Raw genomic sequence first — 15,051 nt, 5'->3', positions numbered from 1 at the left:
CTCTGATGAGGATCACTTTGTATTCAGGTAAGATTTATTGGGGAATAAATGTTAAGACGCATCTTAATAGTTGATGATAATGAAGATATACACGAGCTTATGTATATGTGTCTTATCGATCTAGAGGATGATCTGAAAGAAGATCTGACTAATAGTACTTATCAGTCATGCCAACTTAAAATTGACAGTGCTTTTCAAGGTGAAGAGGCCGTGGATATGGTCGACAAAGCCTATCGTGAACAAGGGCCATATGACGTGATTTTTATGGATGTTAGGATGCCGCCAGGAATTGACGGAATTGAGGCCATTTCACGTATTGTCAAAAATTACCCAAAACAAAACTTCGTTATATGCTCGGCATATAGTGATTATACATTAGAAGAGATGATTGGACGTATAACGTCAAAAGAACGAAAAATTTATTATCTACCTAAGCCATTTACGATGAAAAATTTCTGTAGCCTAACTTCTGGCCTACTTTACCCTGAACTTATTGAGCAAAATATTGAAGACAAATATCTATTATAAACTTTAGATAGAGATGTAAAATCATGCAAGAGATTTCAAATTTTCAAATTTCGAATGAACTTCATCGCAGTAAGAACTCTACTGTCTATCGAGCAAAAGATAGAAATAGTGATCAGAACGTTATCATCAAGGTTTATAAAAAGCCATCTCGTAATAAAATCGATTTTATAAAAAATGAATTTAATATCCTTTCTAAATATCATAGTGATTCAATGGTCAATTGTATCGACCTTTTTCAATCAGAAGGTGACTGGGTCTTAGTCTTAGATGATGACGAATCGATCTCACTAGATAAGAAGGCACTTAATGCAAGTTTATCAACGACTGAGTTTTTAAAATTAGCAATTAAAATTACATCTGTGATTGAGGAAATACACTCGAAAGGAATTACGCATAAAGACATTAACCCATCGAATCTAATTGTTGATCGAAATGGTGAAATCAAAGTTATTGACTTAGAGCTTGGTTCATTAAGAGATAGTGACTTTATCTCTTTCTCTCCTGTAAATAAACTCGCAGGAACCCTTGCTTATATGTCTCCTGAACAAACTGGACGTATGAATCGATCGATTGATTATCGCTCGGACTTTTATTCATTAGGGATTACATTCTTTGAGCTTCTAACCGGAGAATATCCATTTATGGTAGAGGATAAACTAACTTGGGTTTATCACCATATTGCGACAAAGGTAGATGTTGAAGGTCGTTTAGCTAAGTATCCAAAGATAATTGCTAAAATTATTGATCACTTACTTGAAAAGAAAGCGGAGTCTCGCTACCAAAGTGCATCTGGAATTAGATTTGACCTTGAGAAGTGCTTAGATGCGATTAGTTCAGGTGAAGCTGAGCCAGACTTCGAAATTGGCACAAAAGATGTAAAGCACACGTTTTCGATTCCTGAAACCCTTTATGGGCGCGAAAAGGAAATTAACCTTTTAGTAAATAATTTCTTATCAAACGAAAAGAAGCAGGCGAGCTTTATTTCTGGCCCTTCTGGAATTGGGAAAACAGTTTTAGTAAATGAACTTCTAGGCCCAATTACTAAAGAAAATGGAATTTTTGTCACTGGCAAATTCGATCAATTCCAAGGGGATATTCTTGGAATTGCTCTTGTAAGTGCTGTTTCTGATATTTTAAAACTTGCCCTTACTAAAAGTGATAAAGAAATCTCTTATTTAAGAGAAAGCCTACTAAATGCATTTGGGATTAATGCAAAAGTAATGACTGATATTCTTCCCGAGTTGGAAATGATTATTGGTAAGCAAAAGGAGCCGGCACCCTTAGGACCTATCGAGTCTCAAACGAGATTTGAGCTACTCTTCATCGAATTATTTAAAGTTCTATGTGAAAGGCTCGGTCATATTGTTATGTTCATTGATGATCTTCAGTGGGCAAGTGCTAGAAGTATCCACCTATTAGAACTTTTGTTGACGAACGAAAAAGTAAAGCCTCTCTACTTCATTGGTGCTTTCAGAGATAATGAAGTTGATAAGAATCATCCTCTTTCGGCCTTGATTGATTCTAATACGTGTATTAATCAATCTGAAATAAAACTTACTCCTTTAAATCAAAATAATATTCAAGACATGATTGATGGAACTTTTGCGTCTAAAAAAGATTCATCAGAATTAGCTAAACTAACACTTCAAAAAACTGCTGGTAACCCATTTAGTGTCGACCAATTTCTTAAAGTACTTTATCAGAAAAAGATTTGTACTTTTAATAGTAAAGAACTTCAGTGGGACTGGAACTTAACAGAAATTCAAAAAAGTCAAATTAGCGATAATGTTGTTGATTATTTAATTGAGATGATGAAGGAACTACCTGAGTCGGCGCAGAAATTACTTAATTTATCTGCATGTGTTGGGAATAAATTTAGTTTACAATTATTAAAAAACGCTACTGATCTTAGTGAAGAACAGATTAAAGATGAATTGAATTCAATTGGATGTGCACCTCTTATAAGACCTCTTAATAATAGTGAATATAAATTTGCACATGATAAGATTCAGCAATCAGCTTATGAACTTGTTTCAAAAGAAGAGCGCTCACATATACACCTGAATATTGGAAAACAACTTTTATCACATATTGTTGATGGAAATATCGATTCTATCACTGTTGTTAGCCATTTGAATCACTGTGAAAGTATTATTGATGATGGTGAATTTAGACTTGAACTCGCAGAAATGAATTTTGAAGCATCTCAAAAAGCTAAGTCTTCGACGGCCTTTGATCAAGCAAGTGTTTTTTTGAGGTATGCATCTAGGTTTCTTCCAAGTATGGCCAATGAAACTTATCATGATATTTTCTTTAAAATAGAGAAAGAGAGAGCAAGCCTGTACTATCTCTCTGGAGACTATATCAAGTGTGAAGAGCATGCCAGATGGTTACTTGAACAATTAGAAGACCCTATTGAAAAAGCCGAAGTTCATAATATCTTAATTATCCAATACACTGCACAGGGTGTTTATGATAAGGCAATTAGTGAAGGCCGTTTGGCGCTTTGCTGCTTAGGTATAACATTACCAAGCGAAAATCTGAAAAATATTGTTCCAAAGGAACTTGAAGCTGTAAGAAAGCTTATTCCATCTACTGGAATTGAATCTCTCTATGATGCCCCTGAAATGAAAGATAAGCTAAATCGCATTGCGGTTGAAATTCTTATCAATCTCGATTCTCCTTGCTACTTAAGCAATATTGATCTGTATTGTATTGTCGTAGCTAAAATCGTACAGCTTTCTCTTGCCTATGGGCCAGTACCTGAGTCTGCAAAAGGTTACGCATCGTATGGAATTGTTCTATGTTCATTTAATGAATTCTCTTTAGGATACGACTTCAATGCACTTGGGATTAAAATAGCTGAACGTTTTTCACATCTTGGACAGAAGTGTCGAGCGTGCCATACAATGGCAAATCATGTTCAATTCTGGACTCAACATATTAAAGAAGGGGATGCCTTTAATGAGGAAGGCTTTAAGGCAGGACATGATGCTGGTGAACACTTATGGGCCGGATTCATTAAGTTATTTAAGCCTTATAATCAATTCTTTCGCGGCAGAAACCTTGAGGAACTGCAAAAAGATATACAAACTGGAATAGAGTTCTGTACTGAACACCCAAATCAAATTGGTATCGACACTTTAAGAGGGCTTAGTATTGCAATCTCTCAACTTCAAGACGCTGAGAGAGAGGATGAAGTTCGCTATATTGAAGAATGCCAACAAAATCAAAGCTTAATGTCTTTGAGTATGTATATGTCTCTTAAAGTTCAAAATGACTATATTCTACAGCGCTTTGATGAAAGTTTAGAAGCATCTTTTAAATCACAAAAACTTTTACCATATTCATTTTCTGTCATTACTAATGTTACGCACTTCTGTTTTCAATCATTGGCGATTCTTGCAGTTGCTAAAAAGAAAAACTTTGATGAGTCGTTAATGACAATAGTGGAATCGAACCAAGAGAAGATGAAGAGATTTATGGACAATTGTCCAGAGAACTTTGCTCACATGTATTACCTCGTTGAAGCAGAGCGATTATTACTAAAAGGTGATATTTACTTATCTTTAGAACTTTATGACAAAGCAGCAGCTTATGCTCAGGAGAGTGAATACGTTAATATCGAATCAGTTATACGTGAGAGAATGGCAAGAGTATGGAAAACCCTTAAGAATGACGACTTTGCACGCTTACAGATTCAAAAAGCTGCAGGACTCTACCGCGCTTGGGGAGCTTGGGGAAAGAGTTCTCAATTAGAAACAGAATTTTCTTTAACAACTCGTGATCAAGATGAAAATAATGAGAAAACAACAATTACAACATCTTGGGAAAATTTTGATATAAAATCAATCCTACTCTCATCTCAAGTTATTTCTAAGAATTTAATTAAGGAAGACTTACTTGAGGCAATGCTCGATATTATGGTTATTAATACTGGAGCAGCTAAGGGCTTCATTGTTTTAAATAAAGATGAAAAGCTATTCGTTAGCTCTCAAAATGGGGCAAAGAGTACTGTTTCACTTCCTTTCGCTCTAGATGATTATAGGGAAATCCCACATTCACTTATTAATTATGTTTGGCGAACAAAAACTCCTATCCTTTATGGAGATAGTCTCTTTGCTAATCAATTAGTGGAAAATTCGAATTATTTCTCAAGCAAAGATAATCTTTCTGTTCTTGTTGTTCCTATTACTGATAAAGGGATTCTTTACCTCGAAAATAATGAGATTAATGGTGCATTTACAAAAGGCCATTTTGAACTCCTTGATATGCTTGTTGGCCAGCTTGCTATTTCTTTAGAGAATTCAGAATTATATGAGAGACTCTCTCGCTTTAATTCTGAGCTTGAATATGAAGTTCAAAAGAGAACGATCGAGCTTATGAATGAAAAGGAAAAGGCTGAGGGGATAAGTAACGAGCTACGAGCTGCACAGAGGCAGCTGATTGATACAGCTCGAAACGCTGGTAGGGCCGATATCATGTCTAATATTCTACATAATGTTGGAAACTCTATTACATCAATAATGACAGTTATTTATCGAATGGATAGAAGACTTCGTAAAAAGTCTTTATCTCCTGAAGAGCTCTATGAGGTTTTAGGAAATGATGTTAGGGCCCTAAAGAAGAAAGGGGAGTCGGTTTCAGAGCTTCTTGTTACTCATCTAGAGCATGGTATAACTAAGAACGTTATTGAGTCAGTCAATGTAAAAGAATTAATCGAACAGGCCCTTTCTATGTTGGAAATGGATCAGCTCGACTATATAAATATAGACGTCGATGTTGAAGAACTCGTTAAGATTGACTTCGCAAACACTCTTACAATTTTAATGAACCTACTTAATAATGCTAAAACAGCTTGTGATCGATCACAAAACCCTTCACAAATTGATATTCATGCATCTTTGAAAGATAATTCACTTGTTATCGAAGTTTTTGATAATGGTGTTGGCTTTAGTAAAGAGGCCCATAAAACTCTTTTTAAAGCAGGTTTACAATCTAACCGTTTTGGAAAAGGTTATGGATTACATAACTCCTCAAATATTGCTAAACAGCTACAGGGGTCTTTAACGGCAGTTAGTTATGGAGAGAATCAAGGGGCGCGATTTAGATTAGTTCTTCCTCTAAGCTAAGTATTAATTCACAAATAGTGTTGAACTAAAAATAGTCAAAATATATGTTTTTTGAAATAAAAGTACCGTTACTAGGTACTTTTCCTTGATCAGTATCAGTGAAAAAGCACCTAGCACTAAAGTTAAAGTATATTAGAGTTTAATTCTTGCGTTATTAATCATAACTGCAACATAGAAGTCACGATTAAAAAAGTCAGGGCCACTCTTATCTACTTAGAAAAGCTTGGTCTAGTTGAGAAGCAAGATCAAAACTATATCTTTAGTGGTAAGTCCATTCATCTTCCGTTTGAGTCTTGGTTAAATACTCCTCATCAGGTGGCAAAGCGAATACAAGTTCTAGACATCATTGCTAAAGAAGAGGCTAATAATATTCATTATTCTTCAACATTTACGATTGATGAAAAAGATTTTTTACCGCTGAAGGAAAAGATTTTAAAACTAATCCAATCTGGCCAAGACGACATTAAGGAGTCTGGAACAGAAGTTATTTGTGGTTTGAATATTGATTTTTTTAAAACCTAATATTTTTTTAGAGGAAAAATCATCTGGATACTTAAGTTAAGATTCAAAAAAATATCGACTAGCTTGTGTGATTGTTAAGAAGAATGCTGATTAAAAACAGTTTTAAAGCTTTAACATTAAATGATCCTCTGCTTATATAATTAAGAGCTTAGCCGATATACCTAATTTAAACCTTAAGCACATTTTTTTGTTCACCTTTAACTCGAAATTAACCGATTATTTGTAATGCAGGTATCTGTAATTAAGTTAAATTGATTCCTCGAAGGAACTCTTTAAGTTATCTGAGAAAGCTCTAGGCGGGGAGCAATGTTACAAACAATATAGCAATTATTGTATTCCTAACCTTTTTCATACTAAGAAAACTAAAGCTAAGAATGAAAGTTATCTAATTGTGGAAACAGCTTAATAGTAGCTTTGATAGAAGACTTTATCCTTTTTGGAGAAGAACAATATGAGTAAGCGATACTTTCTAATTGTATATACAATTCTACTCTCATTTGATGTGATGGGGATAAGTGATTCAAAAGTTTATAACTTGACTATGGATTATGTGAAAAAGAGCTCTGAGGAATTTTTTCATATTAAGACTAATCGAAAAGTAGAGGGGAGGAATGGTATTACCCTGAAAGGTGATAAACTCATTGATAACGGAAAGGTTGTTTGTGATTTAAATTCAATTAATACAGATATTAAATCATCCTATTGTAAATATAAGTTTCTTGAACTTAAGAGAAATGTGATGGTGGGATATCGGATCAGAATGTATGGCCTCTCTAAATTCTCAGGAGAGCGTAGTGGTTATAAGATAAACTATGAAAATGTGAATTATTTCTTCCATCCTAAAGAAGAGGCTAGATTCACTGCTAATGTAAGCGAGAAATATTTCTTGGATAAAGCTCTTTCTGATCTAAAGTTCAAAAAAGACTTTGATGTTTTTAAAAAATGTCTTGAAAAAGGTGGCAATTGTAGCGCTGATCGAAGTTATCGCTATTATATTCAATTTACTTCAGAAATGGCATTCTTATTTAAACAACTGAACTTTCAACTTGATCACAGGTACGAGCTAACAAAAGCATGTATGAATATTGATTATAAAACAAGAGGGATGTATTTGTATCACGATAAGGAGAATGAAGTCATTACTCTCGAAAATGGCTTCTTAGGTAGTGAGGCAACTCGTGAGAATAAGGAAATCTTAGATATATCTATAATGTGTAAACTTAAAATTTCAAAAAACAAAGATGGTAAAACTCAGTTTGATTTAGTTTTTGGTAAACCGTAAACAATATTTTTAATAGGTCCATCGTTAAATTGTTTGATGTACTTTTTTTAATTATGCACGGTCAATAAAAAGGCATTTAAAGCAAAATCTAGCGACTAGTTCATTTGTTGGGGACACGGTTGATTAAGCCAAGTTTTTGATTCATAATTTTTGCTGCTACTTTAAAAACTGATACTTTTGATTTATACTAGCTTCTCTTTTTAAATCCCCAAGGGCAATGGCGGCAGCCATACTTACAACATTTTCTCATTCGCTTAAGGCGTACTTCGGTAGAAACGATACCGCCTGTAACAGGGTCTTTGTAATAGTCTTCACCATTGTTGACGGCTTCGTCATGTAGGATGCGATACTGCTACTTTAGATTATTCTTCTTATTCTTATTTCTGGACATAACTTCATTTCGGTATTTGATACTTTTTTGTACCAGAACCTAGCGTTCGCACACTAGTATTTTGTTTTACGGCCACCCGTACCACTTCCTAGAGCAAGGTCTTTCTTCGATACCGTACCATCGCGTTTCATTTTTTCTATCGTTTCTAAATTCCCACGATACATTTTCTCAATCTTTTGAATGGCCCATGGATTTTTTCTAATAAATTTCAAAATTTTATTAAACATCGGTGGTTCATCATTGAAACTATTGATCTCTGTCATTTCATAGATTTCTTTACAGCCAAAGAGATTGATAACGTCTGTTAACATCATCTTTAAAGTCACGCCCTCTAAAGGGTCTTTTTTGCGATTGTTTTGATCATTCATATTTTTTACCTGGATTTATATAGTTTAAGATATGGTAGCTCATAAAGTGTCATACATCTATATTCACTTTATTTCTTGGTAAAATTGTTTGTAGGGGAGTCGACTTTAGCTCCTGCGTCGTCGACACGATGGCATCCATGCCATCGACCGCCATAAGCAATTAGATCTGATACTAAAATCAACAAAAACAAAAAAGCCCACTCTTTCGAGTGGGCTTTTTTGTTTTGGTGGAGCGTACTTTCGACATATCGAACTTTATTATCTTACTACAAGGATAAATCTAACATACCCAGTCTATGATGTTTAAAGTCTAATACGAGAATATAATCGCCTTTAAAGGCCTTATTACTCAGAATTCCTTCTATTTTAGTTTTATATTTACTGAATTTAAAATTCTTAGCATCACTATTAGCAAACGTAATCAAAGGATTCTTTATTTTTAATGGGCCAATGAATATATCTTCTTTGGAGTAATTACTTATAAAGTCGACGTATTGATTCCATGACCATCCTCTAGTCAACATGTTAGTAGAATCATCAAGCGTCCTTCCAGTCAACTCTTGCCAAGTTCGGTATTCTACAGTGATATCAGTTCCCCCGCCCCCAGAGTCGTACATAAGAGGTAGCGTTTTTCCTGATGAAGTCTTCACATTTATAATGAATCTATTAGAAATAACTTTCGCATCAATATAAGTAATTCTTTTCCTGTATTTTGCCAGAATACTTTTCTCATTATCTGTAACACCAACTTTTGATTGCGAAAAGTCGATTACCAGTAATCGATCATTAAGAACATCATTACCAATAGTACCAATTGGTCCTTTGTCCCACACTTTGTCGCAATTATACTTCTTCGGATAATTATACAGATGAAACTTATGGCTAAAGCTTCTCCCTAAAAATTTAATCATATGAGTTTGAGAGCTCTTTCTAACCTCAGTTGACACTTTCGACAGTTCTTTCTTGCACAGTTTTAAGTAACTTCTTGGACTACCGGTATCTAACTGGAGATAAGTAATAGGTCTATCTTTAAACTTAACAGGGACTAGTATCGCAGCTCCTCTCATTCTATATTTATCTAAATCCAACTCCTCGTTCCTACAGCTCGAGAAAATCATCAAAGACAAGAGAGTTGCTAGTAGTTTAAGCTTGTTCATAATTACCTAGTGAGAATGAGTGTATTGAATTTAATTGTAATGCATTGAAATTAAAGAGTAAAAGAAATGGTGGACCTTAGCGGGATCGAGTCGACTGCCGGCTCCTGCCTCCGTCGACATACCTACATCCTGTAGGCAACCGCCAAAAGCAATTATATCTGACACTAAAATCAACAATAAAAAAAGCCCGTGTGATATTCGCTTACGCTCATACCGCACGGGCTTTTTTATGGTGGACCTTAGCGGGATCGAACCGCTGACCTCTTCGCTGCCAGCGAAGCGCTCTCCCAGCTGAGCTAAAGGCCCTCAATTGAGATATTTTGTAGAAAGATAATAGCCAACCCGCGTGGGGTTGGCAATATTATAATTCTGGTAAATCACCACTTTGATCAAGTTCGCGAGCGATTTCTGCTTTCTTTGTGCTTACGGCCTCTTCGTAGTCACGATAGAAGCACTGGTTTTTGTAAGCTTCGTTCTTTGTTGAGAAGCGCTCTTGGCCTTGGATGAGGTAAGGGATACCGCCACTCTTGTCAAGTAGCTCCTTGCATCTTTTGAGGACGTATTTCGCGCGAAGGCCCATACCTTTTTGTTTAATCATTGGGTAGTAGATAGCACAAGAGTGGAGAGTGTCACGGTAGATATCGTGACGGCTTCCTTTGTCCAGGGCCACTTTTACATTCTTATTTAGAACTTTGATGATTTCTTTTGCAAAAACTTTTTCAAAGTTACGACGTGCTGTATTCATTAGTGGGATATTACTTGCTCCCACGTTGTCTCCACGAAGAAGGCTTTCTTGAATGCCACGATAAATTGGAACAAGGAAAATATACTTAGAGTAATTTAAGCTGTCTTCATAAGTAAGCTTTGGCGACTCAGCATAAGGAAGCCCATATAGGAAGAACTCTTCTACTGTGCGGATATAATTGTAAAAACTTGCATCAATTGTTTCAACAGAAAGAACGTCTCCATCTGATAGATTATTTGCAAGGTACGTATAAGCAGCTTGAGAAAGATCCTTAAAGCTGCCACACTGACAAGTTGGATTATCGATATCACAATCTTCTGGCGTCAGCCCCTGTGTGTCTGTCACAACATTTTCAAAATTAACTAATGCCTTTAGGGCCTTAAGTGCTTTCCTAATTCTAATTGAAAAGAGTGACGTTGCTTCTGGTCTAGTTGTTGTATTCTCTAAGTCTTCTTCAAAGATTTGAATAACTTCAGTGATAGAGAAGTCTTTTTTATTATCACGCCAATTGTCTTCAGCTTCGATAATTTTATAAAGCCTTTCAACGTTTACTGAATTTCTTAGCTTCTCTGAAAGCCTTTCCTTGTCAGCTGCAAGGTCTGCTAGTGCAGGTTTAATAACTTCTTGGATATATTGTGTGCGATCATCATTTCTAGCAATAGCGGCTTCTTGGCAATCGCTATTTTCTTTTACCCAGTACTTACCATCTTGGAATTCACGACAGTAGACCTTTAGCTTTGAATTGATATTAGAATACCAAGTGAGCATATGGGCCCACTCACTCCACGGGCGAATGTTCTGGTAGCTATCATTCCACTCCTCAATTTCGTAAGGATTTGGTTGATAGAGTCTAAGCTTTGCCTGCTCTTTTTGAAGAGTGGCAATGGTAACAATTGTATCTTGTTGGTTTGCTGTTTCGTAAATATCACGAAGTTCACTTAAGATTCGCTGAAGGCGAGGGTAGTGTTTTCTAAGGTCCTTGATGCGTTCAAAATCTTTATCTGGAGTATCAAGCTCTTTAATATAATTATAAAGCCATTTTGCTTCTTCTCTTGTGGCATTTTTACGACGAAGGTTACAAGTCATAGCGTTGATATTCTTATACGCACACTTGTAAGAAACGTAGTAGTTGCGACTATTATACAGGTCCTCTAATGCTTGGTTGGCATCATTGCCCTTAAATTGTACGTAAGAAACTAGGCTGTCAACCATATTGGCAAGCCCTGTTGAAGCAGCTGCTGTAAATAAGCTAGAACCAGGATAAAGCGCTCCAGCAACCTGGCCCATAAGCATGATCGTTGGACGAATCATCTTTGTTCCCAGGTCCTCATCACACTCTGGTGCTGCTCTTAGGTCATCAAGGATTGTTGTGGCCATACTTAGTGAGTCCACAACACCATTGTTTTGATTGTAGTCATTATCTAAAAGTTCTTGTCTACGACGCTGAAGACTTAGGATCTCTTGATCGTATTCTCCTGCGTATGAGCTACTTGTAACAAGTTTATAAACTTCACTTGAGATCGTTTCAAGGTTTGCATCGATGATCGAAAGTTCATTTGAGCTTGTACGATACTGCTCGCTTAAAGAGGCGAGGAATGCCTTAGAGTTTGCGTATATAGATTGGCAACGGTAGCGCTCATCATTTATGTCTTTGATTGCAGTTATAAGAGAGTCGACGACTTCAAGAACTGCTTGGTCACTGACAAACTGACATGAGTTTGCTAAGCGTCCGTTAAAGAGTATTGAGCTATTAAATTGAGCCTTAGAAAATGTGGCCACCATCGTGATGGCCACTATTTTAATTAGAATTTTAATCATTAAAAAAACCTGTGTGTTGTGTTCTTGTGTGTGTTTATTTTTTTAGCTTTTTAATTTTAAATTTTTTAAATTTTAAAGTCTGCGACGATCAACTTTACTTGGCCCCGCGATACAGCTTCTAAGTGCATCGACAACCTCTTCTTGATCGTTACATGAGTATTTTGACTTACACTGCGTCTCAAAGCAGGCAACATCAAAAGTACCAGTACATTGGTTTGTAATTGCTTTTAAATCTTCAAGACTATCAAAGTCTCTTGGGTGAAGTCTTGAAATCGCACTTGTTAAACAAGAGTTTTGAACAAGCCAAAGTCTTGAGTTAATAAATGTGATTTCTGAAAATTCATCACGGTCATAACGGTACATATTCTTCATGGCCGTTTGGTGAGCGTATCCTGAAACATACTGACAAGAGCGAGCAATTGAGATCATTTCTTCTAGGTCATTTTGCTCATAGCTTGAGATCAGTTTCATTGAAAGATCAACACATCCTAGATCAAGTTGTCTTGAACATGCATCAAAGATCATTCGATGCTGCATTCTTGAGCTACATTCACCTGGATTATTTGCACATAGCTTCTCTACACATTGAGCTTGTGTATAAGATGGAATTTGTGGTGCTTGAAATTGCGCCATTGTACTTGTTAAGTAAACAATTGCAGCTAGCAGAATTACTGCTCTAAACATAAATACCCCCAAAAATTTCCTATTCTTATATAATTTTGGTGGGCCTATGCAAAGGTCTTTATGGTACGGCGCAGGGCGAAGTGTTCGTAATCACATTAGGCATTATAAAATTTATCGAGCCTAACCTTTATATTTGGATAGATTTTAAGTGCTTGTTCATACCATTCTTGAGTACTTTCTTTTTTACGGTTCATTTCAACAGACCTCTTTATAATTATTTCATAAAGGATCTCTGACTTAAAACCACTATTTAATGTATCAATGGCCATCTTTAATGATTGAGATGCAGTGGAATCTTTGTCACAAACGAGGGCATCCATAAGAGGAGCATTTTCATATTTAGGGAATTTTTCTTTCTGCTTAATTTGAATAAACTTCGTCGTCTTATTGTCTGGTGTATGGGCAAGGATAACAAGCATACGTTCTAAAATTGCTGGCTTTGTCGTACAAATTATTGAAGCTTCTTCTAAAAGTTTAAGAGATTCTCTATAGCTCTTATTAACTGCAAGATCTTGAATCTTTGCTTTATTGAAATCGATCTTATCTAATTCACATTGAACATAAATTACTATAGCTGCGGCAATAGCGTCCTTGATATCATTGGCGGGCTCATTAACTTTCTTATAGGCTTCATAGTAGTTTAAAATCAATTCATGTTTTCTTGCCGCAACGGCCACCATTGAAAGGTCCCTAAGCATATCCGGAGAAATAGGGTAGGTGGCATGAAGCTTCAGTGAGTATTGAAGTGCCATGTAGTAGTTCTTTAAATGCTTATATGTTTTAAAGAATAACTTTAAAGTGTTAAAGTCTGTTGGGTTGAGTGCATAGGCCTGTTCTAGAGACTTGATAGCATCATCATACTTTTCTTCTTTAAATTGACAGAGAGCTTCAAGATAAAATGACTCATATGCATTGTCAGAGATTTCGCGTGCCTTTTGAGTAATTTCAAATACTTTTTCATGCTTTGTCCCAACGTACTCATAAGCTTCATTAATTAGCTTTCTGTAGTCACTAGGGGAAGACTTCATTTGATAAAGTTCTTCCATCAGGGCCTTGATACTATCAACCGTAAATGGGATTGGTAGTACAAGGTCGACTTGTTGCTGGGCAATTCTTGAAATTGCATCAATTGAGTCATTTTGAGTCAAAAGAATAAAACTACTCTTTGTTCGATTTGGAAGAATTTTTAAGTGTTCTTTTAATACTTCATTGTAGCGCCCTTCAGCGAGTACTTCATAAGAGAAAACAAGAGTAGGCTTAAAGCTCCTCATCTCTTTAATGGCATCTTTGAAAGTTTTGGCAAATCGCACATTCTTCCTCTGGACTCCCAGAGTCTTAAACGCATTCTCATAGGCCACGCGTGCGTTTCCTATGGACTCGACTACCAAAACTTCCATGTCGTTAAAAAATGCTTCTCTATTCATTTCTTCAATTCCGTAACTGTCTCTTAATTATTTTTAGTCATTGTGTGTGTTTCGATATTCTTTCAAAAGCTCATTAAAGCGTTCTTGCCTTTCTAAGATCACCGCCTCAATTTTCTTATGCTCTTTTAAGTTGTCTTCAAGTAAGCGAAAAACAACTTTATTTTTTTCTTTACCATATTCTTCAATCTCAATGACCTCGCTTACTAGCTTTATGACATTCGCAAGTTTTGTAATATTGCCGAGCTGTCCTATTGGTACTTGTGAGCTTTGAATAATGTAGAGATTGATCTTGTGGCCATTTGCACATGTTTTCTTTGGGATGATTGCACATATACTGTTAGGTGCTTCCAACATGAGTATTTGGTTTTTCTCTGTATCGTAGACGTTTGTATTACTTGTGATATTTTCAAACGCTAATATAAATTTGTTGCTTTTTTCTGAAGCAATTTTAATAGCTTGCTTATCCATCCCTAAAGATTAGCTCAAGCTTGGAATTGGCGCAAAGGTGACCATTTTACCCATTTATTTAGTTGAGATTGGGGGGTTTTATCGACAAATTAAAGAGGCATTCCGTTTTTTTTATTGACGTAGTTTAGGCCAGGTACTTAAAATTACATTATTACAAATTTTTCGTTAAAAACACTAAACACGAGGTTTAAAATGGCAAAGAAAAAAGCTACGAAAAAAGCAGCTCCAAAGAAGGCTGCGAAGAAAGCAGCTCCAAAAAAAGCAGCTAAGAAAACAGCTAAAAAAGCAACTAAGAAAAAAGAAATGCTTCTAGTTGGTTCAAAAACTAAAGAAGCTCTTAAGGGTAAAGGATACAATGTATCTTCTGACGCTCTTGAAGCAATGAACGAGTACGTATACTGGCTAGTTGATCAAGCTCAAAAGAGATGTACAGCTAACGGTAGAAAGACAATTCGTCCATACGATATCCTAGGATAATCGACACGAATCAATTTCGTTAGAAATAAAAAGGCCACTCTTAGAGTGGCTTTTT

Annotated in this window: 12 protein-coding genes and 1 tRNA gene; 5 read left to right on the top strand and 8 right to left on the bottom strand. The window is 35.9% G+C overall.

The window, feature by feature from the left end; genetic code table 11:
- The first annotated feature begins 48 nt into the window (after nt 1-48).
- From ABMA76_RS07860 to ABMA76_RS07845, 4 genes are all read left to right on the top strand, one after another.
- On the top strand, nt 49-528 hold the full coding sequence (locus tag ABMA76_RS07860; protein WP_392989028.1) for a response regulator: 480 nt from the start codon (nt 49-51) through the stop codon (nt 526-528).
- 23 nt (nt 529-551) lie between these two features.
- Entirely contained in the window at nt 552-5,660 is a 5,109-nt protein-coding gene (locus ABMA76_RS07855; RefSeq protein WP_393061315.1) for an AAA family ATPase, read from the top strand.
- A gap of 129 nt (nt 5,661-5,789) precedes the next feature.
- The gene (locus ABMA76_RS07850; RefSeq protein ID WP_392989035.1) at nt 5,790-6,182 is read left to right on the top strand and encodes a DUF4423 domain-containing protein; all 393 of its coding nucleotides are present in this window, start codon (nt 5,790-5,792) and stop codon (nt 6,180-6,182) included.
- Nucleotides 6,183-6,633: 451 nt separating this feature from the next.
- Nucleotides 6,634-7,464, top strand: coding sequence for a hypothetical protein (locus ABMA76_RS07845; RefSeq protein WP_392907317.1), 831 nt, complete (start codon nt 6,634-6,636; stop codon nt 7,462-7,464).
- Nucleotides 7,465-7,651: 187 nt separating this feature from the next.
- On the opposite strand, the gene ABMA76_RS07840 is transcribed toward ABMA76_RS07845, so the two are convergent.
- The 8 genes from ABMA76_RS07840 to ABMA76_RS07805 all read right to left on the bottom strand — a co-directional run bounded on the left by ABMA76_RS07840 (nt 7,652) and on the right by ABMA76_RS07805 (nt 14,519).
- Nucleotides 7,652-7,807: a DUF5522 domain-containing protein gene (locus tag ABMA76_RS07840; RefSeq protein WP_392908598.1), complete on the bottom strand. Its 156-nt coding sequence runs from the start codon at nt 7,805-7,807 to the stop codon at nt 7,652-7,654.
- 101 nt (nt 7,808-7,908) lie between these two features.
- Nucleotides 7,909-8,223: a VF530 family DNA-binding protein gene (locus tag ABMA76_RS07835; protein ID WP_392907320.1), complete on the bottom strand. Its 315-nt coding sequence runs from the start codon at nt 8,221-8,223 to the stop codon at nt 7,909-7,911.
- 266 nt (nt 8,224-8,489) lie between these two features.
- Nucleotides 8,490-9,311 carry a hypothetical protein gene (locus ABMA76_RS07830; protein ID WP_392907323.1) on the bottom strand — a complete coding sequence of 274 codons (822 nt, stop codon included), beginning with the start codon at nt 9,309-9,311 and terminating at the stop codon, nt 8,490-8,492.
- A gap of 299 nt (nt 9,312-9,610) precedes the next feature.
- Nucleotides 9,611-9,686: transfer RNA gene (locus ABMA76_RS07825), tRNA-Ala, on the bottom strand.
- A gap of 55 nt (nt 9,687-9,741) precedes the next feature.
- Nucleotides 9,742-11,943 (bottom strand): hypothetical protein, encoded by a 2,202-nt coding sequence (locus ABMA76_RS07820; RefSeq protein ID WP_392907326.1) that lies wholly within the window; start codon nt 11,941-11,943, stop codon nt 9,742-9,744.
- A gap of 72 nt (nt 11,944-12,015) precedes the next feature.
- Nucleotides 12,016-12,627 (bottom strand): hypothetical protein, encoded by a 612-nt coding sequence (locus tag ABMA76_RS07815; RefSeq protein ID WP_392907329.1) that lies wholly within the window; start codon nt 12,625-12,627, stop codon nt 12,016-12,018.
- 95 nt (nt 12,628-12,722) lie between these two features.
- Nucleotides 12,723-14,051 (bottom strand): hypothetical protein, encoded by a 1,329-nt coding sequence (locus ABMA76_RS07810; RefSeq protein ID WP_392907331.1) that lies wholly within the window; start codon nt 14,049-14,051, stop codon nt 12,723-12,725.
- A 33-nt stretch (nt 14,052-14,084) separates the two neighbouring features.
- Nucleotides 14,085-14,519, bottom strand: a complete 435-nt coding sequence (locus ABMA76_RS07805; protein ID WP_392907334.1) for a hypothetical protein — start codon at nt 14,517-14,519, stop codon at nt 14,085-14,087.
- Nucleotides 14,520-14,711: 192 nt separating this feature from the next.
- Between ABMA76_RS07805 and ABMA76_RS07800 the strand changes: the two genes are divergently transcribed.
- Nucleotides 14,712-14,996: a hypothetical protein gene (locus tag ABMA76_RS07800; protein WP_021266565.1), complete on the top strand. Its 285-nt coding sequence runs from the start codon at nt 14,712-14,714 to the stop codon at nt 14,994-14,996.
- The last annotated feature ends 55 nt before the right edge of the window (nt 14,997-15,051 follow it).

This window comes from Halobacteriovorax sp. ZH5_bin.2 (assembly GCF_043196375.1).
Classification (GTDB): Bacteria; Bdellovibrionota; Bacteriovoracia; order Bacteriovoracales; family Bacteriovoracaceae; genus Halobacteriovorax_A.
This window is presented reverse-complemented; position numbering and strand designations above follow the sequence as displayed.

Excerpts from the sequence above, each read along its gene's own strand:
- ABMA76_RS07860 (WP_392989028.1), top strand. The coding sequence starts at position 49 with ATGTTAAGACGCATCTTAATAGTTGATGATAATGAAGATATACACGAG.
- ABMA76_RS07855 (WP_393061315.1), top strand. The coding sequence starts at position 552 with ATGCAAGAGATTTCAAATTTTCAAATTTCGAATGAACTTCATCGCAGT.
- ABMA76_RS07845 (WP_392907317.1), top strand. The coding sequence starts at position 6,634 with ATGAGTAAGCGATACTTTCTAATTGTATATACAATTCTACTCTCATTT.
- ABMA76_RS07835 (WP_392907320.1), bottom strand. The coding sequence starts at position 8,223 with ATGAATGATCAAAACAATCGCAAAAAAGACCCTTTAGAGGGCGTGACT.
- ABMA76_RS07820 (WP_392907326.1), bottom strand. The coding sequence starts at position 11,943 with ATGATTAAAATTCTAATTAAAATAGTGGCCATCACGATGGTGGCCACA.
- ABMA76_RS07815 (WP_392907329.1), bottom strand. The coding sequence starts at position 12,627 with ATGTTTAGAGCAGTAATTCTGCTAGCTGCAATTGTTTACTTAACAAGT.
- ABMA76_RS07810 (WP_392907331.1), bottom strand. The coding sequence starts at position 14,051 with ATGAATAGAGAAGCATTTTTTAACGACATGGAAGTTTTGGTAGTCGAG.
- ABMA76_RS07805 (WP_392907334.1), bottom strand. The coding sequence starts at position 14,519 with ATGGATAAGCAAGCTATTAAAATTGCTTCAGAAAAAAGCAACAAATTT.
- ABMA76_RS07800 (WP_021266565.1), top strand. The coding sequence starts at position 14,712 with ATGGCAAAGAAAAAAGCTACGAAAAAAGCAGCTCCAAAGAAGGCTGCG.